Source organism: Pseudomonas sp. B13(2017) (assembly GCF_002113245.1).
Taxonomy (GTDB): Bacteria; Pseudomonadota; Gammaproteobacteria; order Pseudomonadales; family Pseudomonadaceae; genus Aquipseudomonas; species Aquipseudomonas putida_Z.
The window spans coordinates 287204-312506 of the sequence record NZ_NEJX01000003.1 but is presented as its reverse complement, the minus strand read 5'-3'; the positions used below and the strand labels follow the sequence as shown (position 1 = coordinate 312506).

Here is a 25303-nt window from a genome sequence, read left to right as displayed (position 1 = left end):
TATACCTGTGGGAGCCTGGCTTGCCGGCGATGGGCTGCGCAGCAGCCCCGGGATGCTTGAACCGATCGCTTGACGTTAAACTGTCATCTCCTCAGCAATGGACAGGAGATCCGGCGTGACCCCACCCCGCAGTTTCCCCAGTGACCTCTGCCTCGACAGCCCGCGTCTGCAATTGCGCCCCATGCGCCATGCCGATGCCGCGCAATGGCTGGCGATCATGGCCGACCCCGAGGTCATGCGCTATTGGCACCATGCACCTTGGCAAAACCTGGCCGAAGCCGAAAGCGCCCTGGCCGCCGACCGCGAAGCCTATGCCAATGGCGACCAGCTCAAGCTTGGCATGTACCGCCGTGACAACGGCGAACTGATCGGTATGGTCCAGCTGTTCAACATCGACGATGTATCCCGCCGTGGTGAAATCGGCTACTGCCTCGCCAGCGCGGTGCAGGGCAGGGGCTACATGGACGAAGCACTGACCTGCTTCATCGACTACCTCGCCCACACCCTGCACATGCGCCGCCTGGAAGGCGAGATCGACCCGCGCAACCAAGGTTCGGCACGCACTCTGGAGCGCCAGGGCTTCGTGCTGGAAGGCACATTGCGTGCGCGTTGGTGCGTTGCCGGCGAGTTGTCCGATTCGGGTATTTATGGCCTTCTGCTAGAGCCCCCGGTTGCATAGGAAGTAAATCTCTTGCCAGTTTTTTACCTGAGCGCCAGCCTGCTGCTGTACCTGCTCGCACTGTTCTTCGATGGCGCGCTGATGAGTGGCGACCGCCACATGCCGGCCCTGCAGATGCTTTTGTACGGGCCCTGGGGCATGCCCTTCGGTCTGTACCAGTGGTTTGCCAACCCGTTGCTGGCGCTGGCGGTCCTTGCTCATCGACGCTTTCGCCGGCTGTCATTGCTGGTCGGGCTGGTGGCTGTGTATCTGGCGGCCAGCAGCTTTGGAATTGACCGCCTGCCGGACAATCAGAGCTATGAATTTCATGACCTGGCTGGTTTCGGTGCCGGTTTCTACCTGTGGCTGGCGGCGATGGTGGTGTTTTGCGTGGGCCAGGCCTGGCATTGCTGGAGGGCTCGCAGCGCCGACGACATGCCGGGCTGGAGCTGGCTGGATGTGGTGTTGATCGCGGCGCTTGGCGTGGCGTTGTATGCGGCAACGCAGATGCCATCGCTGCGCTTCGAACCGGGCAAGGTACTGATGCCGCCGGAACAGCCACAGACGCTGTGATACCCACAAGGAGGGGTTGATGACCAAGCATTACCTGACGGGCCTGGCAGTGGCCTGTGTGCTGCCGCTGGCCTTGGCGGATGATTACACGCCGGGTTACGGGCAGTGCATGGACAAGGCGTCCAGTACCGTGGCCATGAGCGACTGCATTCGGGCCGAGACGCAGTTGCAGGACCAGCGATTGAACCGGGTGTACAAGCAATTGATGGGTAAGCTGGATGCTGGGCAGCAGAAGAGCCTGCGTGATGTGCAGCGCAAGTGGCTTGCCTACCGCGATGGCAATTGCGGGTTCCATGTGCAGGCCAGTGGCGGGACCATGGCGCAGCTGGAAGGTGGGACCTGTGTGATGGACATGACCCGCGACCGCGCGGCGGAGCTGGAGCGGGTGCTCAGCCCTGGGCAGTGAGGTTGTCTGTACTGGCCCTATCGCCGGCAAGCCAGCTCCCACAGGGAACGCGTGCCCTGTCAGGCAGTGCAATACCTGTGGGAGCTGGCTTGCCGGCGATAGGGCGCGAAGCGGCCCCGTTTTACTTGCGCGGTTCGCGCAGCGCCCGGGCCTTGAGGTACTCGCGCACTTCCACCGCATCACCGGCAAACTCGATACGCTCTGCTTTCGCTGCACGCTGGTAGGCATACATCGGGTCGTAATACTCGCTCAGCAAGCTTTCGATGAAGACCCGGTGCAACTCCACCGAACCACTGCGCTGCTGTTCTTCCAGCGCCTGGCGCAGGATTTCCGACAGCCGCTGATGGCGCTCGCCGCCGAGGCGCTTGTGAATCCTGGCCATGCTCTGCAGAAGCGTCTCGGCAAACAGTCGAAGGCCATCTTCTTCACCATGCAGGCTGACGAACTCGGCGCTCAGGTCGATCACGTAGTCGCGCAGGATACGCTCCACGCGGTTGGCCAAACTGTCTTCCAGCCACACCAGCGGGTATTGCTGCATGCCCTGGTACAACTCCAGCGGTACGGTGCAGCTGCCCACGATTCGGCCTTCGTCTTCCAGCACGAACTGCTCGATACCCCGGGCGCGTTTTTTCAACACGTCTATGGCCAGCCTGTTCTCGAAGTCGATCTGCGCTGGCTGTGCAGTGGCGCGCTTGCCAAAGCTGGAACCTCGATGGTTGGCGTAGCCCTCCAGGTCCAGCTCGTTGTCCAGCAGGTGCAGCACGTCGGTCTTGCCGGTGCCGGTCAGGCCGCCCACGAGCACGAAATCACATTGCGCGACCGCCTGTTGGGTAGTCTCCAGCAGGAAGTGGCGCATGGCCTTGTAGCCGCCCTCGACGAGCGGGTAGTCGATGCCCTTCTCATCGCGCAGCACTTTCTGCACAAGATGCGAGCGCAGGCCGCCACGGAAGCAGTACAGGTAGCCTTCCGGGTGTTCCTTGGCGAACTTTGCCCAGGCTTCCAGACGTGCCTGCTTGATCTCACCGCTGACCAACTTGTGGCCCAGAACGATGGCTTCAGCCTGGCCTTTCTGCTTGTAGCAGGTGCCGACCTTTTGCCGCTCCTGGTCATTCATCAGCGGCAGGTTTACGGCACCGGGGAAGGCGCCCTTGGCAAATTCGACAGGTGCACGCATGTCCATCATCGGCACATCGTCGAGGAACAACTGGCGGAAGTCGGTGCAGTCGGGGCGCATCAGATCACCTCGACCGCGTGGCTCTGTCGCTCGACCAGCTTGCCGATCGGTGCCAGCTGCAGGCCCAGTTCGGCGGCCACCGCCAGGAACTCGGCTTCACCTTCCGGGGTAACCGCCACCAGCAGGCCGCCGCTGGTCTGCGGGTCGCACAGCAGGTGCTTCTGGTCGTCGCTCAGGGCGCCGATCTTGTGGCCGTAGCTGTCGAAGTTGCGCAGGGTACCGCCGGGGATGCAGCCCTCGGCCAGGTAGTGGTCGACGCTGGGCAGGCGCGGGACGGCGGCATAGTCCAGGTGTGCGGTAACGCCACTGCCTTCGGCCAGTTCCACCAGGTGGCCGAGCAGGCCGAAACCGGTGACGTCGGTCATGGCCTTGACCCCGTCAAGCTTGCCGAAGCGGCTGCCGGGGGTATTTAGGGTGCACATCCAGTCGCGAGCCAGGCCCTGGTCCTGGGTGCGCAGCTTGGCCTTTTTCTCGGCGGTGGTGAGGATGCCGATACCCAGCGGCTTGGTGAGGTACAGGTGGCAGCCTGCGTTGGCGGTGTCGTTGCGCTTGAGGTGACGCTTGCTGACCACGCCGGTGACGGCCATGCCGAAGATCGGCTCGGGGGCGTCGATGGAGTGGCCGCCGGCCAGCGGGATGCCGGCTTCGGCGCACACTGCACGGCCACCGCGGATCACTTCGCGGGCCACTTCCGGCGGCAGCACGTTGACTGGCCAGCCGAGGATGGCAATGGCCATCAGCGGGTCGCCGCCCATGGCGTAGATGTCGCTGATGGCGTTGGTGGCGGCGATGCGGCCGAAGTCATACGGGTCATCGACGATCGGCATGAAGAAGTCGGTGGTCGAGACCACGCCGCGCTCGTCATCCAGCGCGTACACGGCAGCGTCGTCGCGCGAGGCGTTGCCCACCCACAGTTTCGGGTCCAGGGCCTGGGCGCCGCTTTCAGCGAGGATCACATCCAGCACCTTGGGGGATATCTTGCAGCCACAGCCGGCACCATGGCTGTACTGGGTCAGGCGAATCGGCTCGCTCATGTGCACCTCAGGAGGTCAATTTGATGCGCGATTGTAGCAAAGCTGGCCTTTGCGCCTGCGCCTCTTATAATTCCCGTCGTCGGCGCATAAGCCGGCCTTTCCCCGCTATTGAACCGGAGAACACCCATGCTCAAACGCCCTCTGGCGCTCGCCGCCGGCCTCGTGCTGTCTTGCTGTGCCGTTGTCGCCCAGGCTGCCGACACCCTGCGGGTCAGCGCCATCCCTGACGAAGCACCGACCGAACTGCAGCGCAAGTTCAAGCCTTTGGGCGAGTACCTGGCCAAGCAGCTGGGCATGGAGGTGAAGTTTGTGCCGGTGGCTGATTACCCGGCGGTAGTCGAATCGTTGGCTTCCAACCGCCTGGACCTGGCCTGGCTGGGGGGCTTCACTTTCGTGCAGGTGCACCTGAAGGACCCTGCCGCCACGCCGCTGGTGCAGCGTGAACAGGATGCGCAGTTCACTTCCAAGTTCATTACCGCCAACCCCGACGTGAAGAGCCTGGCCGACCTCAAGGGCAAGTCGTTTGCCTTCGGTTCCATCTCGTCTACCTCGGGCAGCCTGATGCCGCGTTACTTCATGCTCAAGCAGGACAACATCAAGCCTGAAGACTACTTCGGCCGCGTCGCCTACTCCGGCGCCCACGATGCCACCGTGGCCTGGGTGCAGGCCGGCAAGGTCGATGGCGGCGTGCTCAACGCCAGCGTGTGGCAGAAGCTGGTGGATGCCGGCAAGGTCGATACCGCCAAGGTGAAGGTGTTCGCCACCACCCCGACCTACTTCGACTACAACTGGACCGTGCGCGGCAACATGGACCCGGCGCTGAAAGAGAAGATCAAGAAAGCCTTCCTCGGCCTCGACCCGGCCAACCCGGAGCACAAGGCGATCCTCGACCTGCAGGCCGCCAGCCGCTTCATCGAGACCAAACCTGAGAACTACGTGGGCACCGAACAGGCAGCACGCGAGGCCGGCCTGCTCAAGTGACATCGACAGTGGCTTCCAATGTGGCTATTCATCTGCACGGGGCCGGGCTGCGCCATGGCCAGGTGCGTGCGCTTGATGCCGTGAGCCTGAGCATCGGCCAGGGCGAGCGCGTCGCCATCATCGGGCCTTCGGGCGCGGGCAAGTCCAGCTTGCTGCACCTGATGGCGACCGCCGTCCAGCCCAGCAGCGGGCGCCTGGAGCTGCTCGGCGAACAGCCCTGGGCGCTGTCCGCCAGGGCCCGCCAGCGCCTGCGTGCGCGGGTAGGCCTGGTGCACCAGGCACCGCCCTTGCCACCGCGCCAGCGGGTGGTGACGGCGGTGCTGGCCGGCCGCCTGGGGCAGTGGGGTGTGTTGCGCGGGCTGCTCAACCTGCTATACCCCAGTGATGTGCCGGGGGCGCGCCAAGCCCTGGCCGAGCTGGGCCTGGCCGACAAACTGTTCGTGCAGTGCGGGCAATTGTCCGGTGGCCAGTTGCAGCGGGTGGGTATTGCCCGGGCGCTGTACCAGCGGCCGCAGGTGTTGCTGACCGATGAGCCGGTGTCGGCCATGGACCCGGTGCTGGCCGACCACAGCCTGGCCTTGCTCAACCGCCACGCCCAGGCCAATGGCGTGACCCTGGTGGCGAGCCTGCATGCCGTGGATCTGGCGCTGGCGCACTTCCCGCGGGTGATTGGTATCCGCGAAGGGCAGGTGGCGTTCGACTGCCCGGCGCAAGCGGTGACCGAGCAGTTGCTGGATGCGCTGTACGCCAACGAACAACTGGCTTCACCGCCAAGCCAGGGGCCGACCCTGACCGTGCAGATTCCGCGATGCTGAAGCTTGATGCCCGCGACCCGGCGCTGCTGCCGCGGTTGCTGCTGACCCTGCTGGCGGTGGCGGTGCTATGGCCTGGCATCCGGTTGAGCGAACTGAACCCCGGGGTGCTGCTGCAGGCAGAGAACCGCCAGCAGATCGCCAGTTTCACCAGTGCCTTCTGGCCACCGGCACACGATGCCGACTTCCTTTCGCTGCTGTATGAAGCCACCTTGCAGACCCTGGCCGTGGCCACGGCCGGCATGGCGTTGGCGTTGCTGCTGGCGGTCCCTGCCGGGTTGCTGGCCAGCCGTGCCCTGTCGCTGCGCGCAGCCTCCCGTGGCGGTCGCGCCGGGTTATGGTCGCGGTTGCTGCGCCTGCCGGTGCGCTGGTTGCTGATTTTCCTGCGCAGTGTGCCGGAAATCGTCTGGGCGTTGCTGTTCGTGCGGGCCGTGGGGCTGGGGCCGACGGCGGGCGTACTGGCCATTGCTATCACCTACAGTGGCATGCTCGGCAAGGTCTATGCCGAGATCTTCGAGTCGGTCGACCAGCGCCCGGCCCATGCCTTGCTGCAGGCGGGTAGTGGCCGCCTGGCTGCGTTTTTCTACGGCATCCTGCCCAGTGCGGTGTCCGAAGTGGTGTCCTACACCGTGTACCGCTGGGAGTGCGCCGTACGCGCCTCGGTGGTGATGGGCTTTGTCGGTGCTGGCGGGCTGGGGCAGCAGATCGACCTGTCGATGCGCATGTTCGCTGGAGCGGAAGTGGCAAGCATGCTGCTGACGTTCCTGGTCCTGGTGATGCTGGCCGACCTGCTCAGCCGCTTCCTGCGTTGGAGGCTGGCATGAACCGGGTCATCAATTGGTTGGTGCTAGGCGCCATCGTGGCTGCGGTGATGGCCTCGTTCGCATACCTGGAGCTGGACTTGCAGGCGCTTGTCGGCAACGGCGGGCTGGGGCAGATGGGCGAATATGCCGGGCGTTTCCTGCACCCGGACCTGTCTGCCGGGCACCTGCGCGCGGTTGCGCACGGGGCGCTGGAAACCCTGGCCATGTCGGGCTTGGGCACCTTGTTGGCCATGCTGCTGGGCATGCTGTTGGCGCTGCCGGCCGCTGGCCGGTTCGGTTGGCCGCTGCAGGCCTGTGCGCGGTTGTTGCTGAATGCCCTGCGGGCCATCCCGGAACTGGTGTGGGCCGCGCTGACGGTGCTGGCGGCCGGGCTTGGGCCGAATGCCGGTACCCTGGCGTTGGCGCTGCACACCGCTGGCGTGCTGGGGCGGCTGTTTGCCGAGGCGCTGGAGAACGCACCGCCGGAGCCGGCGGCGGCCATCCGCTTGCAGGGCGGTAGCCAGGTGGCGGCATTCTGCTTTGGCACCTTGCCCAATCTGTGGCCGCAGTTGCTGGCTTATAGCCTGTATCGGTGGGAGAACAATATCCGCATGGCCAGCGTGCTGGGGTTTGTCGGTGCAGGTGGATTGGGGCAGATGCTGTACACCACCTTGAGCCTGTTCCAGGAGGCCCAGGCCAGCACGGTGATCATGGGGATGCTGGTGCTGGTGTTACTGGTGGACGCGTTGAGTGATGTGTTGCGCCAGCGCTATGTGCGGGCCTGATGGATAGCCGGGGCCGCGTTGCGGCCCTTTCGCCGGCAAGCCAGCTCCCACAGGTACGGTGCAAGGTCACAGGATTCCACGGCCCCTGTGGGAGCTGGCTTGCCGGCGATAGGGCCGTTGAGGTCTGGCACTAAGCCAACTCCCCGCACTGCGCCTCCCGCTGCATCGACTCCAGGTTCCGCTCGATCGTCTCGCAAATGCTGTCCATCTGGATTTGGTGTTCACTGAATCTGAACGGGCTCTGCAAATCCGTCCCGATCCGCTCGATGGCCAGCAGCATGAAGCCCACCACCGTCGAAGCCAGCGGCGTGAACCAGCCCAGCGATTCCACCAGCCCCACCGGTACGATCAGGCAGAACAGGGTGATGAACAGCCGTGGAAAGTACACGTAAGGGTAGGGCAGCGGCGTATTGGCGATCCGTTCCATGCCACCTTGGGCATTGGACAGGTCCACCAGCGTCGACTCCAGCCTTGCCAGGCGAATGCTGTCCAGCCGCCCGGCCTGGTATTCCCGCGCCAGCAACGCCGCCGAACCACTCAGGATGTCGTTGGCGAAATTGTTCGAACGGTTGCGCCGCTCGAATTCCGCAGGCGGGATGAACGCCATCAGTTCATCCGGGCAGCGCTCGCCCTTCAAGTGTGCCGCCAGGCAGTTCACATAGGCGATATGCCGGCGCAGCAAGGTAGCCTTGATCGGGTTCAGGCCATCATCCGGGTCATCGATCAGGGTCAGCGCCTGCCGCGCGAAGCTGCGTGAACTGTTCACCAGCGCCCCCCACAATGTGCGCGCCTCCCACCAGCGGTTGTAGGCGCTGCTGTTGCGAAAGCTCACCAGCACCACCAGCGCCGAGCCCAGCAAGGTCAACGGGATTAGCGGCAGGGTGAACTTGCTGTTGAAGAACAGCATGAAATCGATGGTGACCAGCACATCCCAGATCAGCAGCCAGAACAGCGACCAGCCGATGTAGCCGACAGTCTTCACGACCAGGCGGTACTTGCGGGTGATGATGTCTTTCACGCGGGGTACCTCGAAACGCGGGTGATGCAGGATCGGACGTCGAGGCTCGGCGAAGGTTCGGGTGTTGAATGTTGCAAGGTTTTTTGTGACCGTGAAGAGAAAAGTCTGACCCCGTTATGGGAAATGCCTGAGTTCCCATATAAGGGGTAAGGCGACAGAGTGGGCCGCTTCAACACTTGAATGGGTGTATCCGTACGGATACGATTGGGTGACCACTTGATGTATCTCGTTGAACAGACGGAGAGCTTTGCAGTTTGGCTATCCAGCTTGAGAGATTTGAGGGCCCAGCTTGCGATAGGTCGTAGATTGGAGCGAGCAGCAATGGGGAATCTTGGAGATGTCAAATGGCTTGGAGGCGGTATCGGTGAGCTTCGCATCGATGTAGCTGCTGGATATCGTGTCTATTTTGCGCAAAAGGGCCAGAGGCTGGTTCTGCTGTTGGTCGGCGGAGACAAGTCCACCCAGGCCACCGATATCCTCAAAGCCAGAAAACTGCTGAAGGAGATGAAATGAGCGAAAAGTTGATCCCGTTTGATATGGCGGCCTTGTTGAGTAGTGATGAGGCCATCACTGAGTACCTTAGTCAGGTCCTCGCAGATGGCGATACCGAGGAAATAATTCGGGCACTTAGCCATATCGCTCGCGCACGGGGAATGACGCAGATCGCCACCGAGAGTGGGTTGGGAAGGGAAAGTCTGTACAAGGCACTCACTCCAGGCGCAAAACCACGCTTTGACACTGTGCTGAAAGTCATTCGTGCCTTGGGTGTCGACCTCCTCGTTCAGCCCCATGTAGTTCCCCGCTAGCAGAACAGGGATTTCGGAGGGCTGAACGGGGCGGTTGGTCAGCTTCATGGCAGGTCATTCCTGCGCTGGCAACGGGGCGCGGTCGGAGCGGCCGAGGCCATTGCCTCCAGTACTTGGCGAGGCCGTGAGCCAGAGGGGCTGGTCGTCTGGATGCTACTCCACCGGGTCACTCACCGGCTTGGCAAAGATGGCCTTGAGTTCGCTGGTCATCGGGAATTCCAGGTTCAAGCCTTTGGGCGGTATCGGTTGTTCGAACCAGCGCTGGTAGATCCCGTTGATTTCCCCTGATCTGTACAGTTCGCCCAGCGATGCGTTCACCAGCGCGAGGAACTGTGGGTCATCCTTGCGCACCATGCAGCTGTAGATTTCCCGCGACTGCTCTTCCCCGACCACCACCCAGTTGTGCGGATCACGGGCCTTGGCGCGTTCTCCGTAGAGCAGCGCATCGTCCATGTAGAACGCCGCCGCTCGGCCGGACTGCAACATCTGGAAGGCTTCACCGTGGTCCTTGGCGCTGATCACGTACATGTCCATCTTGTTATCGACGTTGTAGCTTTTCAGATAGCGTTCGTTGGTGGTGCCGGCGGTGGTTACCACGTTCTTGCCGCGCAGGTCGGCGAAACTCTTGATCCCGCTGTCTTTGGCTGTCAGTAATTGACCTTTGACATAGATGAACCCGTAGGAAAACGCCACCTGCTTCTGGCGCTCTGCGGTGACGCCGGTCGAGCCGCACTCCAGGTCAACGGTACCGTTCTGTACCAGCGGAATGCGGGTTTGCGATGTCACCAGGTTGTACTTCACCTTGAGCTGGGGCAATGCCAGCTTTTGCTGTACCCGCTCGACGATCTTTTTCGCCAGGTCTACTGAGTAGCCCATGGGTTGTCCCGAATGATCTCCCACGTAGGAGAACGGCACCGAAGCATCGCGATAGCCCAGGGTAATGCTGTTGGCTCTGGCAATCTTGCTCAGGGTAGGCCCCAGCGCTGCTTCGTCAGCATGGGCCTGGGTGCCTAGCAACAGGCCAAGGGTGCAGCCGATCAACGTGATTTTTCGCATTGTTATTCTCCGTTGTAGGTGAGGGGATCAGAGACATGCTGCAGTACGGTTACTTCCACCAGCCGCACGGGCGGTGAAACCCTGCAGGTCGATGGAGGGGCGGCGCTGGCCGATCAGTTCACTCAGCAAACGTGCGCTGGCGCAGGCCAGGGTAAAGCCCAGCGCACCATGGCCAAGGTTCAGCCACAGGTTGCGATACGCCGTTGCGCCCAGCAGCGGCACGCCGCTAGGCGTGGCCGGACGCATGCCGGCCCATTCGATGGCGTAGTCATAATTACCGGCGTTGGCGAAAGTCTCGCGGGCCTGGCGCTTGAGCAAGGCCAGGCGCTTGGGATCCAGCGACGGGTCGAAACCGACAATGTCGACCATCGCCGCCACACGCAACTGTTCACCGATCCGGGCGTAGACGATCTTGCGGTCGTAGTCGGTGATGCTCAGGTCCGGCGCCCGATGCTGGGCGCCGATCGGTACTGTCAGGCTATAACCCTTCAGCGGATACAGCGGCAGGTCAATGCCCGGCAGCGCCAGCAACGCACTGCGATGGCCGGCCGCAACCACCAGGTGCTCCACCGGCAGCACTTCGTCGTCCAGTTCAATCGCATTCACTACGCCATGCGCATGGCGAATTCCGGACACCGCCTGGCCCAGGCGGAACTTGCAGCGTCCCGACGCCTGCAAGCGCGCCGCCAGTTGCTGGCAAAAGCTGTGGCAATCGCCGACTTCTTCATCCGGGGTATAGATGGCGCCGACAAAGGGCGCCTCTGCCAGCGCTGGGTCCAGACGGGCACAGTCGGCGTGCGACAGCACCTGTTGTTGCTGGGGCGCGGCAAGGTTATTGCGCGCATGTGCGAAGCTGCTGGCCTTGCGGAAGGTGACCAGCTTGCCGTTGCGTCGCCAGTTGAAACCACCCAGGCCGTCCTCCTCACGCCAGGCTTGCAAGGTCGACTGGCTCAGCAGTGCCAGGCGCAGCAGATGGCCGGCGTTGGCGCGGTTGACCGAGGAGCGGCAAGCCCCAAGGAATGCTGCCATCCAGCGCCACTGCGCACGATCGAAGCGCGGGCGCAATCGCAGCGGCGATTCACCGCGCAGCATCCAGCCAATGGCCTGCAATGGCACTCCGGCGTCGGCCAGGGGCGCCACGTAGCGGTAGGACAGCTGGCCGCCATTGGCGAAGCTGGTTTCACTGCCCAACGAATCGCGAGCCTCGATCAGCGTCACATCAAAGCCGTCGCGTACCAGTGCGTAAGCGGTTGACAGGCCAATGACGCCACCGCCGATGATGCATACATGCTGAGCCATGTCAGTCCTTGGTCGTGGTTGGAACGAGGCTGAGGTTAGGGTCAGGTGACAGGTGGCGAAAAATGAATAAAGATCGCTGAGCCATAAACAAAGGTTATGGACTTGCCATGCGCCTTCGTCATATCGAAATTTTCCAGGCCATCCGCCAGACCGGCTCGGTCAGCGGTGCCGCGCAGTTGCTGCACGTTTCCCAACCTGCCGTGACCAAGGTGCTGCAGCACGCCGAGCAGCAACTGGGCTTTCCGTTGTTCCTGCGGGTGCGCGGCAAGCTGCAGCCCACACCCGAAGCGCTGGAGCTGGAGCGTGAGGTCGACAAGGTCACGGAGAGCCTGCAAGGGGTGCGACGCCTGGCGCAAAGCCTGCGTCGCGCGCCGGGCCACAGCCTGCGGATCGGTGCGACCCCGGCGCTGGCCCTGTCACTGCTGCCGCCGGCCATTCATGAGTGGACCCAGCGGTACCCGGACATCGCCTGCGAGCTGTCCAGCGCCCACAGTCGCGAACTGGTGCAGAACCTGTTGATGCGGGAGATCGATGTCGCCCTGACCCTGCAACAGCCAGATCACCCAGCGCTCAAGGCGCAGGCGCTGGCCAGCGGAGTTTTGGTGGCATTGGCACCGGCAGGTTATTGGCCGCTGGAAGATGAAGGCAAGCCGCTGCCGTTGGCGGCACTGGCCGGTGCGCCCATGATCGGGCTGTCCAGCGCCGATCCGCTGTCGGTGCGCCTCGAAAGCTACCTCAAGGCGGTGGAGCCGCCGCCACGGGTCAGCATCGCGGTGCAAACCTATTCACTGGCCAGGGCGATGGTCGAATCCGGTGCTGGGCTGGCGGTGATCGATCCCTTCACCGCACTTGGCGCGGCGCCTGGGGCGACCGCGATCAGGCCGCTGGCCCCGGCGCTGCCGATTACCTTGTATGCGGTGACCCGCACTGCCGAACCGTCACCGCATACATTGAGCGAGCTGCTGACGATTTTCAGCAGCCGTGCCCAGGGGCAGCTGGATCGCTGGCGCTGATTGCAGATATGCCCGGAAAGCGCATCAATGTCAGCCCGGACTCTCATGGAACTGCACATAACTAATTGAGTTAGCAGGGACACCGTGGGAGCGGGCGTGCCCGCGAACACGGGTTTCATCACAGTGGATGATTCGACTGTCTAACAGGCTTTCGCGCATCAGATTCAGCAGCGGCTGAAAGTGCTCGCTGCATTGAATCGCCCAGCGTGCCAGGGTTTGGCGCGGGATATCGATACCGTGGCGCCCCAACACTTTTTCGAAGTGATGAAGCGGTAGGCCGTCTACGTGTTTGGTGGTGAGCAGCATGGCCAGCACACTCGGGCTAGCCATGCTCTTCTCGATCACCTAGGCAGGCTTGTCCGCCGTTACGGGCGCTGACTCGCAGTCGCGGCAGTCATACACCTTGCGAACATGTTTGATGACGCGAATCTGCATCGGGACGATTTCGACCAGCGCAGCCAGGCCATCGATGGACTTTCGGAAGTCGACGGGCTTGGGGTAGAGGTACACTTTTTTGACTTTGGCGTCGGGTCGCATCATGGTCGGCGCACTCCAGAAAGAAATCGGGAGCACAGCATCGGGGATCAGGTAAGCGCTTTGATGTGGGGTTCATGGAGCGCTTACGTTACATCAGCTGTTTCATCTGCACCAATGCCACCCGCGTGCCATCCCACGCCTGCCGTTCCTCGATGCCGAACGGCACGAAGCCCAGCTGTGGATAAAGCAGCAAGCCTGCGGTGTTGTGATTGAAGCACGACACCCAGACCTCCCGGGCGGCGTAGTGCTGGCGAGCGAGTCCGATCATGGCAGTTACCAGGTAGCGCGCCACGCCATGGCCACGGGCGCTGGGGGCCACGACCACGTTGCCCAGGGCGCACACGCCGCCGTGTTCGGCCTTGTAGAAGTTGGCGAAGGCCATGATGGCGCCGTTGCCTTCCACCACCGTGGAGCCGCTGCGCTGGGCGATGGCGTCGGTCAACTGGGCGGGGGTGAGGGGATGGGTGGCTTTGGGAAACATGTAGAACAGCTCGTCCGGGCTCTGCGGGAAGGTGCAGATGACGGGGATGTCGCTGGGCTGGACGGGGCGGTGGGTCAGGTGCATGGCAGGTCCTTTTGCGCTGGTTGAACTGGCCTCTTCGCGGGTAAACCCGCTCCTACAGGGATGGTGCAAGCTTTTGGATATTGTGCAAGGCAGTTGCTCCTCACAAGGTGGTATGGGCAAGGATGTTCCCACCGGCGGAGCCGCAACGATATCTTCGATTTCAATGCCCTCACAGAAACGGGGCTGACCAGCGACCCCCGCCGATTGGACGGATGCAGTGCATCCCTCCGTGGTCCTGTGCAGGCGATGGATGGCGTAGATCCGGCGTGTTGCCGCAGCTCTCAGTCGCCTGTGGAAAGCCCATGCTTGTGTGCGTAGGCGTAGAGATCCACGCGGTTCGTCAGGCCCAGCTTGCTGTAAATCGATGTCAAATGGTTGCGCAGCGTGTGCTCGCTGATGTGCAGCTTCTCGGCCACCAACTTGCCAGGGGCAGAGGGGTCTTTGGCCAACGATGCAATGGTTTGCTGTTCGCGGCGCGTCAGCTTGGCGATTTTGTGTTGCTCCGGATCAAAATCGCGCTCGGTTTTCTTGCGCGCCAGTTCAAGGAAGATACGGCTGGTCGCGTTGCGGTCAATCCACAGTTCGCCTTCATGCACTTTTTCTATGGCTTTGAGCAATATTGAGGCCGATGCCGATTCCCGTTTATCCACCACGCCACGTGCGCCCGCCAGCACTGCACTGTCATGCAGTGCCGAGTCACTCGACCCTGTCACTACCAGAATTCTGGCTTTGGTCCGGCTGTGCAGGTCGGCCAGCGACTCGATACCGTCCTCGCTGTCCAGGTCCAATACCACCACATCCGGTGCGTATTGGTGCAGCGAAAGCAGGTATTGCGCCACCGACGCTGTCGAACCCGCCAGCGCCAACCTCGGTTGAGCGCTTTCGACCAGACGCTCGAGGCCCCAGGCTACGAGCGGTAGAGCGACCAACAGGACCTGAATTGGCATGCGGCTCGCTGCCTCTTTAAGCGGGTTGTGTTAGCTGATCAGGATAGCAATCGTTGCTGCCTGTCGCCTTTTTCCATAACGCATCAGGCAATCCCTCCCATGACATTTGTCCTATGGAAGCACGGTTTTAGGGCGGATTGACTCCTAGAAAAAAGGGATAGCGCGCTCATGTAGAAAACAGCAGTCGTTTTTAGACTGCCGTCATGAAAGACGCACACCGAATTGAGCCCCGAGAACAAGTCACCCTGTCGCTGCAACTAATCGGCGGGGGTAGCGGTGTCACCCGTGACATCAGCGCCTCCGGTTTGTATTTCGAAACCGATTACGAGCAGCAGGTGGGTAGCGTGATTGACTTCGAGATCGAACTCGACACCCCCGGCGGCCCCATGAAGTTCAAGGCGCAAGGACAAATCGTGCGCATTGAACCGCAGGGCGGCAGGACTGGGGTGGGCGTGAAGTTGCTGGCCAGCCGGCTGGTACCGATGGATTGAGGTGTTCGTGGTTGGAGGAAGAATCGGCTTGCGGCTGATAGCGGCCCGCAGCGGTTTTTCACTCAGGGTGACACTCTAGGGAGAAAGACATGGCTAGCACTACAACTACCAGTGGCGGGACCGTTACGTCGTTTTCCAACACGCCGCAGGCGCAGGACGACGTCTTCACAACCACTGAAAATCTGCTGGGGATCATGTATTGGGACGTCATGTCCAATGACCTCGGCGGTAACGCGAAGACACTCTGGTCAATCGACAACGCGGACAGTCTTTCTACTACCACCAAGACTTATGCTCCGGCCGATCTCCTGACTCAGGATTCGGCGAGGGCTGAGGCGACGAGTTCTGACACCAGTTTGAATGGTGCAAAGATCTGGATCACCTCGGACGGTAAGGTCGGCTACGACGCCGCTACCTTTACCTCTGCTTTCAAGGCACAACTCCAGGCGCTTGCTACTGGCGAGTTGCTGACGGACAGCTTTACCTATGCGATACGTCTCGGCAATGGAACGCTCAGTTGGGCCACCGCGACAGTGCAGTTTTCGGGCGTGAATGATGGTGTGACAATCAGCCTTGGCGCGCAGGCCGGCACAGTGACCGAAGACGCCGATACCACTGCGAACACGACCGACTCGCTGACGACCAGCGGCACGATTGTCTTTAACGACGTCGACCTGAGTGACACGCACTTGGCGACTTTCGCGGCGGCGCAGGGCAACACTACTCATCTTGGTACGTTCGTGCTCTCGGCGGTAAGCGAAGCCGCGAATGCGGCCAACGGATCAGTGCAATGGACGTACAACCTGAGCAATACGGCGGCGCAGTACCTGGCCCAGGGACAGACAGTCACCGAAACCTACCTGGTCACTATCAGTGATGGGCATGGTTCGTCGGCAACGCAGAATGTGACTATCACTATCACCGGCACCAATGACGGGCCAACGGTGTCGGCGGCGGAAATCGAAAACGGTGCGGTGACCGAAGACGGCACCACGGTGGCCAGCGGCAGTTTCGCCTTCGGCGATGTGGACCTGGCCGATGACGCCCATGTGACCAGCGTGAGCGCGCCATCCGGTGCGCTGGGTACGCTGGTGGCCAATGTCAGCGACGAGAGCACCGGCGACGCGGCGGGCACCGTGGGCTGGACCTATACGCTGAACAACAGCGCGGCGCAGTACTTGGCTGAGGGCCAGACCAAGACCGAAGTGTTCACGGTCACGCTGACTGACGATTTCGGGGCGACAGTGACCAAGTCCGTGACGATCACCCTCACCGGCAGCAACGATGCACCGGTGCTCAGCTTCGCCACCGGCAATGATGCCGGCGCCGTGCAGGAGGACACCACCCTCAGCGTCAGCGGCCAGTTCAGCTCGACCGATATCGATCACGACGCCACGGCGACCTGGAGCATTGCCGGGTCAAATACCGGTACCTACGGCTCGATTGCCGTGGACAACAGCGGCCAGTGGACCTACACCCTGGCCAACGGCAGCGATGGCATTGCCAGTGCCGTGCAATCGCTGAAGGCCGGCGAGAGTCACAACGAAGTGTTCAGCGTGCAGGTCAGCGACGGCCTCGGTGGCGTCGACACCCAGCTGGTGACCGTCACCGTCACCGGCAGCAATGACGCACCGGTGCTCAGCTTCGCCACCGGCAATGATGTTGGCACTGTGAAGGAGGACACCACCCTCAGCGTCAGCGGCCAGTTCAGCTCGACTGATATCGATCACGACGCCACCGCTACTTGGAGCATTGCCGGTACGAACACGGGCACCTATGGCTCGATCGCCGTGGACAACAGCGGCCAGTGGACCTATACCCTGGCCAACGGCAGCGATGGCGTTGCCAGCGCCGTGCAGTCGCTGAAGGCCGGCGAGAGTCACAACGAGGTGTTCAGCGTGCAGGTCAGCGACGGCCTCGGTGGCGTCGACACCCAGCTGGTGACCGTCACCGTCACCGGCAGCAACGACGCGCCGGTGCTCAGCTTCGCCACTGGCAATGATGCCGGCGCCGTGCAGGAAGACACCGCGCTTAGTGTCAGCGGCCAATTCAGCTCGACCGATATCGATCACGACGCCACCGCTACTTGGAGCATTGCCGGGTCAAATACCGGCACCTATGGCTCGATCGCCGTGGACAACAGTGGCCAATGGACCTACACCTTGGCCAACGGCAGCGATGGCGTTGCCAGTGCCGTACAGTCGCTGAAGGCCGGCGAGAGTCACGATGAGGTGTTCAGCGTCCAGGTCAGCGACGGCCTGGGCGGCGTCGACACCCAGCTGGTGACGATCACCGTCACCGGCAGCAATGACGCACCGGTGCTCAGCTTCGCCACCGGCAACGATGCCGGTGCCGTGCAGGAGGACACCACCCTCAGCGTCAGCGGCCAATTCAGCTCGACCGATATCGATCACGACGCCACGGCGACCTGGAGCATTGCCGGGTCAAATACCGGCACCTACGGTTCGATCGTGGTGGATAACAGCGGCCAGTGGACCTATACCCTGGCCAACGGCAGCGATGGCGTTGCCAGTGCCGTGCAGTCGCTGAAGGCTGGCGAGAGTCACAACGAAGTGTTCAGCGTGCAGGTCAGCGATGGCCTGGGCGGCGTCGACAGCCAACTGGTGACGATCACTGTCACCGGCAGCAATGACGCGCCCGTGCTCAGCTTCGCCACCGGCAATGATGTTGGCACTGTGAAGGAGGACACCACCCTCAGCGTCAGCGGCCAGTTCAGCTCGACTGATATCGATCACGACGCCACCGCTACTTGGAGCATTGCCGGTACGAACACGGGCACCTATGGCTCGATCGCCGTGGACAACAGCGGCCAGTGGACCTATACCCTGGCCGACGGCAGCGATGGCGTTGCCAGCGCCGTGCAATCGCTGAAGGCTGGCGAGAGTCACGATGAGGTGTTCAGCGTGCAGGTTAGCGACGGCCTGGGCGGCGTCGACACCCAGCTGGTGACCATCACCGTCACCGGCAGCAACGACGCGCCGGTGCTCAGCTTCGCCACTGGCAATGATGCCGGTACCGTGCAGGAGGACACCACCCTCAGCGTCAGCGGCCAGTTCAGCTCGACTGACATCGATCACGACGCCACGGCGACCTGGAGCATCAATGGCTCGCCAACGGGCACCTACGGCTCGATCGCCGTGGACAACAGCGGCCAGTGGACTTACACCCTGGCCAATGGCAGCGATGGCGTTGCCAGTGCCGTGCAATCGCTGAAGGCTGGCGAGAGTCACAACGAGGTGTTTACGGTGCAGGTCAGCGATGGCCTGGGTGGCGTCGACAGCCAACTGGTGACCGTCACCGTCACCGGCAGCAACGACGCGCCGGTGCTCAGCTTCGCCGCCGGCAATGATGCCGGCGCCGTGAAGGAGGACACCACCCTCAGCGTCAGCGGCCAATTCAGCTCGACCGACATTGATCACGACGCCACCGCTACTTGGAGCATCAATGGCTCGCCAACGGGCACCTACGGCTCGATCGCCGTCGACAACAGCGGCCAATGGACCTACACCCTGGCCAACGGCAGCGATGGCGTTGCCAGTGCCGTGCAATCGCTGAAGGCTGGCGAGAGTCACAACGAGGTGTTTACGGTGCAGGTCAGCGACGGCCTGGGCGGCGTCGACACCCAGCTGGTGACCGTCACCGTCACCGGCAGCAATGACGCACCGGTGCTCAGCTTCGCTAGCGGCAACGATGTTGGCGCCGTGCAGGAAGACACCGCGCTTAGTGTCAGCGGCCAGTTCAGCTCGACTGACATCGATCACGACGCCACCGCTACTTGGAGCATTGCCGGTTCAAATACCGGCACTTACGGTTCGATCGCGGTGGATAACAGCGGCCAATGGACCTACACCCTGGCCAACGGCAGCGATGGCGTTGCCAGTGCCGTGCAATCGCTGAAGGCCGGCGAGAGTCACAACGAGGTGTTCAGCGTGCAGGTCAGCGACGGCCTGGGCGGCGTCGACACTCAGCTGGTGACCATCACCGTCACCGGCAGCAACGACGCGCCGGTGCTCAGCTTCGCCACTGGCAATGATGCCGGTACCGTGCAGGAGGACACCACCCTCAGCGTCAGCGGCCAGTTCAGCTCGACTGACATCGATCACGACGCCACGGCGACCTGGAGCATCAATGGCTCGCCAACGGGCACCTACGGCTCGATCGCCGTGGACAACAGCGGCCAGTGGACTTACACCCTGGCCAATGGCAGCGATGGCGTTGCCAGTGCCGTGCAATCGCTGAAGGCTGGCGAGAGTCACAACGAGGTGTTTACGGTGCAGGTCAGCGATGGCCTGGGTGGCGTCGACAGCCAACTGGTGACCGTCACCGTCACCGTCACCGGCAGCAACGACGCGCCGGTGCTCAGCTTCGCCGCCGGCAATGATGCCGGCGCCGTGCAGGAGGACACCACCCTCAGCGTCAGCGGCCAATTCAGCTCGACCGACATCGATCACGACGCCACGGCGACCTGGAGCATCAATGGCTCGCCAACGGGCACCTACGGCTCGATCGCCGTGGACAACAGCGGCCAATGGACCTACACCCTGGCCAACGGCAGCGATGGCGTTGCCAGTGCCGTGCAATCGCTGAAGGCCGGTGAGAGTCACAACGAGGTGTTTACGGTGCAGGTCAGCGACGGCCTAGGCGGCGTCGATACCCAACTGGTGACCATCACCGTCACCGGCAGCAACGACGCACCGACGATCACTTCCAACGGTGGCGGTGCGACGGCTTCGATCAACGTGGCGGAGAACACCGCAGCGGTCACGACAGTGGCGGCGACCGATATTGATCTTCCGGCACAAACGCTGAGCTACAGCATCGTCGGCGGAGCGGATGCCGCGAAGTTCTCGATCGTTTCGGGCACAGGCGTGCTGAGCTTTGTTTCTGCACCCAACTTCGAAGCACCGACTGATTCGGGAACGAACAACGTTTATGACCTGATTGTACGGGCGTCGGACGGCACGCTGTTTGACGACCAGGCAATCGCGGTAACCGTGACAGGCGTCAACGACAACTCCCCGGTGATCACCTCCAACGGTGGTGGTGCGACGGCTTCGGTCAATGTGGCGGAGAACACCACCGCGGTTACCACGGTGGTGGCGACCGATGCCGATCTGCCGGCGCAGACGTTGAGCTACTCGCTGCTGAACACGGCCGGGACGGACTTCAGCAAGTTCTCGATCAGTTCGAGCGGGGTGCTGACGTTCAACTCTGCACCCGATTACGAGAATCCCCAGGATGTCGGTGGTACCGACGGCGACAACGTCTACGTTGTGGACGTTCAGGTGTCAGACGGCAATGGCGGAATCGACACGCAGTCGATTACGGTGAACGTGCAGAACGTCGTTGAGACGCCCGTCGATACCGTGGCACCAACGGTGATAGTGACAGGAACTGCGTTGGGCAGTTCGGTGGGGGCAACGTCGACGGTCACATTCCAGTTCAGTGAGACGGTGAGCGGTTTCAGCCTGTCTGATGTAGCGATGACGACAACGAGCGGAACGCCACGCGGCACCTTCAGTAACTTTACCCAGGTTGACGGCGATACCTACACGGCAACGCTGACCAGAACCCTGGGCGGTAGCATAAAAGTCGACGTTGCCGCGAACAGCTACACCGATCTGGCGGGTAATCCTGGTGCGGCCGGGAGCAGTGCAAACCTTCCGGCAGGCGTTGCCGGCGAACCCGTCAATCTGGCCCTCAACGTTCCACGGGCCGATATCAGCGGCCCCGTGACGGTGACCATCAGCGGTGCTCCTTCGGGTTGGGTATTCAATGCCGGAACCGACAATGGCGATGGCACCTGGACCGTGCAGACCAGCGATCCCGGCGCATTGACTGTGACAACTCCAAGCGAATTCGCCGGTGCGTTGGTGCTCGATGTCAACATGTACTGGAATAACAGCGACGGCAGCAGCGCCAGCGCCTATGTGTACAACAACGTCGAAATCTATGCCCCAGGTGCACCGATCTTCGCCTTGTCCGCCGACGACAACCTGACCGGCTCGTCCGGTGCCGACACCTTCGTGTTCGCCCAGCCGATCGGCGACAACGTCATTTACAGTTTCGACGCGGCGGCGGACAAGATCGATTTGATCGGCTTCACAGGCGTCAACGATTTTGCGGATGTGACTATCGCCAACGACGCGAGCGGCAATGCCGTGCTCAGCATCAGCGATCACCAGACGATTACGGTCAACGGCGTGGATGCGGCGGCGTTGAGCGCGGCCAACCTAATGTTCGATGTGGACCCGATCACAACCAATACGGGCACCATCACCATTGCCGACGGCGCGATCATGCCGTTCGGTGGCCGCATCGACAACAGCGGCACCATAGCGCTCGGCTCCACCGGCAGCGGGACCGATCTCGAGATTCTGTTCCGTGGCGCGACGTTGAGCGGTGGCGGGCAAGTGGTGCTGTCCGACAGCGCGCAGAACATGATCTTTGGTGGCAGCGCGGACACGGTGCTCACCAATGCCGACAACACCATCTCGGGTGCCGGCCAATTGGGCGCGGGGCAGATGATGCTGGTCAACTCGAGCCAGATCCTGGCCAGCGGCGTCAATGCGCTGGTGATCGATACCGGTAGTAGCGCCGTCATCAACACAGGTGTGCTGCAAGCCAACGGCAGCGGCGGCTTGGTGATTGAAAGTGCGCTCATCAACAGCGGCAGCCTGTGGGCGAACGATGGCAACATCACTGTCCACGCCGATGCCAGTGGCGCGGGAAGGGCGACGATCAGCGGTTCGGCGATCCTTGAGTTCGGTGCTGCCTCCGATCAGCATGTGACATTCGACAGCGGCGCGGCCGGCATGCTCAAGCTTGAGAAGTCGACGGCGTTCAGCGGCAGCATCAGCGGTTTTGCCGCGGGTGACAAGCTGGACTTCGGCGATGTTGCGTTCGGCGCCAATACGCAGATCACCTATGCGGCGAATGACACAGGCACCGGCGGCATGCTGACCCTGAGCGACGGTGCTCATTTGACACACGTCGCGATGAATGGCCAATACGCGGCGGCGGGTTTGCAGGCGAACGCCGAGGGCAGCGGCAGTGAGCTGGCCTACGATGCTGCGGCGGCAAATCACACGATGTTGGGTGGCCTGGCCAACGACACTCTGGTTGGCGGTGCGGGTGACGATCTGTTCGTCGGTGGGCTGGGCAACGACATGCTCATCGGCGGCCTTGGTAACGATACCTTCGTGTTTGCTGCGGCGGACTTCGGCAACGACTCGATCCAGGGCTTCGATATCAATCCGGCCGGAGGGCAGGACTTGCTCAATATAGCGGGGCTGGGGATCAGCAGCGAGACGTTCGCTGCCAACGTGAGCATTGTGGCTGACGGAGCGGACACAGTGGTCGGGATTGGGGTGGACACGATTCGCCTAATCGGTGTTGACAGTGCAGGTATCGATCAGACGGACTTTATCCTGGCGACATGATGCTTTTGCTGCTGGGAATGTGACACGCTCTCGAACATTGCTCCCTGTGCGACAGCGCAGCTCAAAGGGCTGGGCGGTTTCCCACAGGTCGGCGCGCCCAAATCGCAGGCGAAAAAAAACCGACCATAAGGTCGGTTTTTTCCGGATCTTGGTGCCCCGAGGGGGCAACTTGGAGATGTTGGCAAAAAGGTGCTATAGCTGGCGTATAGCTTCAACCTACTGATTACGCTGGGTTTTCGCTGTGCCTCTTAGTGCAGTTCGCGGCGATTGGCTGCGTTGGCGTGATAGCCTTTACGCCACTTTTACGCCAGCAAGGACAGAGGTAACGGAATGGCATCTTTTCGGAAGCGTAGCGGTGGCTGGCGAGCCGAGGTCGCTAGATTGGGAGTCCGGGACACCAAGACCTTCCCAACGAAGGCCGCAGCAGTTGCATGGGCTACCACCCGCGAGGCTGAGATTCTGGCGTCTGCCGGCGGACCAAAGTGTTCTGTGGAAATGACAGTATCTGAGGCGCTACGCCGCTACAAACGTGACGTTACCCCTACCAAGGCCGGCAAGAAATGGGAGGAGCTCCGGCTGGACAAGTTTGATGCAGAACTTGAATGGGTAGGGGAATTCCTGTCGGACATTACCAGTGACCAGGTGGCCAAGTGGCGTGACGCAAGGCTTCGAGTAGTTGCCAGTCCCACCGTTCGCCGTGAGATGACGCTACTGTCGTCAGTGTTCGAGATTTCTCGTCGGGAATGGCGCGCATGTGTAGTCAACCCTGTGCGCGATGTGAAGCGCCCCCTCAATAATCCGCCCAGAGATCGTCGCATTGACCCAGCGGAAGAAAGCGCTTTGCTCAATCGGCTTGGCTATGTGGAAGGCGAAGTCCCTGTGACGCTTCACCAGGAACTGGCCATGGCGTTTCTCATCGCCCTCGAAACAGCTATGAGGCAAGGCGAAATTCTTGGGATCACTGCCAAGGATGTGAACCTTAAACAGCGCTTTGTGCATCTTCCAATGACTAAGAACGGATCTAGTCGGAATGTCCCACTGAGCAAGCGGGCCGTTGCACTGATTGGGTTGCTACTGGGAGAGAGGAAAGGTGCTGAAAAACTGTTCAGGCTGACGTCTGCGTCGGCCGATGCGATGTTCAGGAGGGTGAGAGACGATGTAGCGATCGTGGGGCTCACGTTCCATGACACTCGACATGAGGCTATTACGCGACTGGCAAGAAAGGTCGATGTCCTCGACCTTGCCCGTATCACTGGTCACAAAGACCCTCGTTCGTTGATGATCTATTACAACGCTACTGCTTCAGAAATGGCATTGCGTTTGGATTGAAAAAAGCCTGCGCGAGGCAGGCTTTAGCGTTACGCACGCCGTCTGGCGCGAGGTTCTGGCAGTCTTGCTCTATTTTGCCTGCTCCAGGTGATCACTTCCCCAGCAAACCACCGTTTAGATGCGCGCTCTCCGGTAGCGCACGGCTGCATGCTCTCCGGAAAGGTGTCCTGCACTACGACACGGCGTTCAACTGTGTATTGAGCCAATTTGAGATAATCGGCAATGTCCTGTGTTGTCCACAATTGATCCTGGATGGATACCTGCGGTCGTTTCAGCTGATTGATCAGTTCATTGAGCGAGCTGAGAAGAGCCGCGTTCTCGAGCATCAGCGCTTCGTTCGAGGGGGCATGCATATTACTCATTACTGCTATTCCATCATCTGCCGCGCCGGGCGGTGAATTGAACGTGTGGTTCGGTGCTGCGACGATTTGCGGCGAATAGGTCCGGCTGTGCCACTTGGGCCCCAAGCTTACTGGCCAAGGCGTGAGCAGCTGCATCGGCGCTGATGGTGCTGCTGGCGGTGGCCTTCTCGCCGCGGGCTCGGGCGGTGTACGTGCCGGCGCTGAGGCGAACGCTGATTACAAGGTCAGTCATAGCCGAACTCCCGTTGCAGGTTGGCCTTGATCTGCGCACAGCTGGCCGCGTGCTCAGCTTCCTCAAGTGTTTCGAATTCGCCGTTCATCACAGCCTTGGCGAACTCTTCGTAGGCATTGCCCTCAGCGATTGCGTGACCGGCAGACCACGAAACCACCTGACCACCTTCCACTTGTCGAGGGACTGCTGTGCTGGTCGAGTCTTTAATCACAATTGTGTCGTAGCGGGTTGGCTGCTTGGTCATGCTTGAGCTCCTGGAGCGAAGGCGTTGAAGGGTTGGCCCGCGTCGTAGCGAGCGAGTAGGGTGGCGACGAGCTGGGCCTCTGCTCCATCGAGTACGCCCAAGCGCTGGGCCATGTCGGCGGCGCCCTCGAGGCGGGCACGGGTGCTGGCCGAACGGTGCACCTGGTGATCGACCATGGCGGCGCCAATGACGCCGATGGCCAGCAGGCGCGGACAGTGGCCGGCCTCGGTTGTGGTAGGCTTCGCGGTACCGCTGCTTTGGGTAATCGAGTTCATATGACTGTCCTCTGTGGTGGTTGGCGTCGGGGAGGTGCAACTCCTCGGCGCCCTTCTTTTGCCGGTCATTGCCGGCCCGTTCTCCGGTAGGCCGCTACTCGCGACGCACCAGGAAAATCTCAACGTCTTGCAGCTGGCCATCGTCGTCGCAGGTGCTCCACTCCAGGACTGCCTGCACCTGGGCAGATGAGCAGTTCATGACCAGTAGCCCACGCTCACCGCGTGCGACGCGCACTTCCAGAATCTCCAGCAGGCCATCGGTGGCGTAGGCGTCGGCAAAGACGTAAGGCACAGCTGATGGCGGAAGACTTGCGGTAACGAATCCCATCAGGTCCGGTGCCTCGGTTTCCCAAGTGCTGCTGATAACGTGAATGTCCATG

At 61.8% G+C, this 25303-nt stretch carries 24 protein-coding genes and 1 pseudogene; 13 read left to right on the top strand and 12 right to left on the bottom strand.

Translation table 11 applies throughout. From position 1 onward, the window contains the following. The first annotated feature begins 115 nt into the window (after positions 1-115). Genes CAG44_RS06720 through CAG44_RS06710 form a run of 3 tightly spaced genes read left to right on the top strand, consistent with a single transcriptional unit; the run spans position 116 to position 1637 of the window. Positions 116-679, top strand: a complete 564-nt coding sequence (locus CAG44_RS06720; RefSeq protein ID WP_008093840.1) for a GNAT family N-acetyltransferase — start codon at positions 116-118, stop codon at positions 677-679. A 12-nt stretch (positions 680-691) separates the two neighbouring features. Beyond that, the gene (locus tag CAG44_RS06715) at positions 692-1231 is read left to right on the top strand and encodes a hypothetical protein (RefSeq protein ID WP_085691820.1); all 540 of its coding nucleotides are present in this window, start codon (positions 692-694) and stop codon (positions 1229-1231) included. A gap of 19 nt (positions 1232-1250) precedes the next feature. Further along, a complete protein-coding gene (locus CAG44_RS06710; RefSeq protein ID WP_085587420.1) occupies positions 1251-1637 on the top strand; it encodes a lysozyme inhibitor LprI family protein in 387 nt (128 codons plus the stop codon). Between the two features lie 121 nt (positions 1638-1758). Here the strand turns inward: CAG44_RS06710 and mnmH are convergent, their stop codons facing one another. Continuing rightward, entirely contained in the window at positions 1759-2871 is a 1113-nt protein-coding gene (mnmH, locus tag CAG44_RS06705; RefSeq protein WP_085691819.1) for a tRNA 2-selenouridine(34) synthase MnmH, read from the bottom strand. After that, the gene (gene selD / locus CAG44_RS06700) at positions 2871-3905 is read right to left on the bottom strand and encodes a selenide, water dikinase SelD (RefSeq protein ID WP_085691818.1); all 1035 of its coding nucleotides are present in this window, start codon (positions 3903-3905) and stop codon (positions 2871-2873) included. Before selD ends, mnmH begins: the two co-directional genes overlap by 1 nt. Positions 3906-4031: 126 nt before the next feature. Between selD and CAG44_RS06695 the strand changes: the two genes are divergently transcribed. From CAG44_RS06695 to phnE, 4 genes are read left to right on the top strand one after another with little or no spacing between them, the layout of a single operon-like run. Then, entirely contained in the window at positions 4032-4886 is an 855-nt protein-coding gene (locus tag CAG44_RS06695) for a putative selenate ABC transporter substrate-binding protein (RefSeq protein WP_025337756.1), read from the top strand. Between the two features lie 20 nt (positions 4887-4906). Beyond that, positions 4907-5701, top strand: a complete 795-nt coding sequence (locus CAG44_RS06690) for a phosphonate ABC transporter ATP-binding protein (protein WP_085587682.1) — start codon at positions 4907-4909, stop codon at positions 5699-5701. Beyond that, positions 5695-6522 carry an ABC transporter permease gene (locus CAG44_RS06685; RefSeq protein WP_075043819.1) on the top strand — a complete coding sequence of 276 codons (828 nt, stop codon included), beginning with the start codon at positions 5695-5697 and terminating at the stop codon, positions 6520-6522. The genes CAG44_RS06690 and CAG44_RS06685 overlap by 7 nt, the downstream gene beginning before the upstream one ends. Further along, the gene (phnE, locus tag CAG44_RS06680; RefSeq protein WP_015269003.1) at positions 6519-7286 is read left to right on the top strand and encodes a phosphonate ABC transporter, permease protein PhnE; all 768 of its coding nucleotides are present in this window, start codon (positions 6519-6521) and stop codon (positions 7284-7286) included. Before CAG44_RS06685 ends, phnE begins: the two co-directional genes overlap by 4 nt. A gap of 130 nt (positions 7287-7416) precedes the next feature. On the opposite strand, the gene CAG44_RS06675 is transcribed toward phnE, so the two are convergent. Beyond that, positions 7417-8304 (bottom strand): bestrophin family protein, encoded by an 888-nt coding sequence (locus CAG44_RS06675; RefSeq protein ID WP_075043821.1) that lies wholly within the window; start codon positions 8302-8304, stop codon positions 7417-7419. A gap of 219 nt (positions 8305-8523) precedes the next feature. Between CAG44_RS06675 and CAG44_RS06670 the strand changes: the two genes are divergently transcribed. Together CAG44_RS06670 and CAG44_RS06665 are read left to right on the top strand one after the other, a co-directional pair. After that, entirely contained in the window at positions 8524-8817 is a 294-nt protein-coding gene (locus CAG44_RS06670; protein ID WP_080604915.1) for a type II toxin-antitoxin system RelE/ParE family toxin, read from the top strand. Next, the gene (locus tag CAG44_RS06665) at positions 8814-9110 is read left to right on the top strand and encodes an addiction module antidote protein (protein WP_085587429.1); all 297 of its coding nucleotides are present in this window, start codon (positions 8814-8816) and stop codon (positions 9108-9110) included. The genes CAG44_RS06670 and CAG44_RS06665 overlap by 4 nt, the downstream gene beginning before the upstream one ends. A gap of 153 nt (positions 9111-9263) precedes the next feature. Here CAG44_RS06665 and CAG44_RS06660 read toward each other — a convergent pair whose 3' ends face one another. Both CAG44_RS06660 and CAG44_RS06655 read right to left on the bottom strand, forming a co-directional pair. Then, positions 9264-10166 (bottom strand): transporter substrate-binding domain-containing protein, encoded by a 903-nt coding sequence (locus CAG44_RS06660; protein WP_085691817.1) that lies wholly within the window; start codon positions 10164-10166, stop codon positions 9264-9266. A gap of 27 nt (positions 10167-10193) precedes the next feature. Beyond that, positions 10194-11465 carry a D-amino acid dehydrogenase gene (locus tag CAG44_RS06655; protein ID WP_085691816.1) on the bottom strand — a complete coding sequence of 424 codons (1272 nt, stop codon included), beginning with the start codon at positions 11463-11465 and terminating at the stop codon, positions 10194-10196. A gap of 107 nt (positions 11466-11572) precedes the next feature. On the opposite strand from CAG44_RS06655, the gene CAG44_RS06650 reads away from it, so the two are divergent. Continuing rightward, on the top strand, positions 11573-12478 hold the full coding sequence (locus tag CAG44_RS06650; protein ID WP_013971007.1) for a LysR family transcriptional regulator: 906 nt from the start codon (positions 11573-11575) through the stop codon (positions 12476-12478). 102 nt (positions 12479-12580) lie between these two features. On the opposite strand, the pseudogene CAG44_RS29015 reads toward CAG44_RS06650, so the two are convergent. The 3 genes and pseudogenes from CAG44_RS29015 to CAG44_RS06635 all read right to left on the bottom strand — a co-directional run. After that, a pseudogene (locus tag CAG44_RS29015) lies at positions 12581-12928 on the bottom strand (transposase); the annotation flags it as partial. A 175-nt stretch (positions 12929-13103) separates the two neighbouring features. After that, positions 13104-13580, bottom strand: a complete 477-nt coding sequence (locus tag CAG44_RS06640) for a GNAT family N-acetyltransferase (protein ID WP_085617455.1) — start codon at positions 13578-13580, stop codon at positions 13104-13106. A 281-nt stretch (positions 13581-13861) separates the two neighbouring features. After that, entirely contained in the window at positions 13862-14527 is a 666-nt protein-coding gene (locus CAG44_RS06635) for a response regulator transcription factor (protein ID WP_085617457.1), read from the bottom strand. A gap of 203 nt (positions 14528-14730) precedes the next feature. Here CAG44_RS06635 and CAG44_RS06630 point away from each other — a divergent pair, with 203 nt between their 5' ends. The 3 genes from CAG44_RS06630 (at position 14731) to CAG44_RS06620 (ending at position 23810) form a co-directional block, all read left to right on the top strand. After that, positions 14731-15018, top strand: a complete 288-nt coding sequence (locus tag CAG44_RS06630) for a PilZ domain-containing protein (RefSeq protein WP_085617459.1) — start codon at positions 14731-14733, stop codon at positions 15016-15018. 356 nt (positions 15019-15374) lie between these two features. Then, positions 15375-22481, top strand: coding sequence for a VCBS domain-containing protein (locus CAG44_RS06625; protein ID WP_256576763.1), 7107 nt, complete (start codon positions 15375-15377; stop codon positions 22479-22481). A gap of 495 nt (positions 22482-22976) precedes the next feature. Then, complete coding sequence (locus CAG44_RS06620) at positions 22977-23810, top strand: site-specific integrase (protein ID WP_256575210.1); 834 nt, start codon at positions 22977-22979, stop codon at positions 23808-23810. Between the two features lie 29 nt (positions 23811-23839). On the opposite strand, the gene CAG44_RS06615 is transcribed toward CAG44_RS06620, so the two are convergent. The 4 genes from CAG44_RS06615 to CAG44_RS06595 all read right to left on the bottom strand — a co-directional run bounded on the left by CAG44_RS06615 (position 23840) and on the right by CAG44_RS06595 (position 25302). After that, complete coding sequence (locus CAG44_RS06615; protein ID WP_085691813.1) at positions 23840-24172, bottom strand: hypothetical protein; 333 nt, start codon at positions 24170-24172, stop codon at positions 23840-23842. 224 nt (positions 24173-24396) lie between these two features. Beyond that, entirely contained in the window at positions 24397-24648 is a 252-nt protein-coding gene (locus CAG44_RS06605; protein WP_085691811.1) for a hypothetical protein, read from the bottom strand. Continuing rightward, positions 24645-24923, bottom strand: coding sequence for a hypothetical protein (locus tag CAG44_RS06600; RefSeq protein ID WP_085691810.1), 279 nt, complete (start codon positions 24921-24923; stop codon positions 24645-24647). The genes CAG44_RS06605 and CAG44_RS06600 overlap by 4 nt, the downstream gene beginning before the upstream one ends. Positions 24924-25017: 94 nt before the next feature. Beyond that, complete coding sequence (locus CAG44_RS06595; protein ID WP_085691809.1) at positions 25018-25302, bottom strand: hypothetical protein; 285 nt, start codon at positions 25300-25302, stop codon at positions 25018-25020. Between the last annotated feature and the right edge of the window lies 1 nt (position 25303).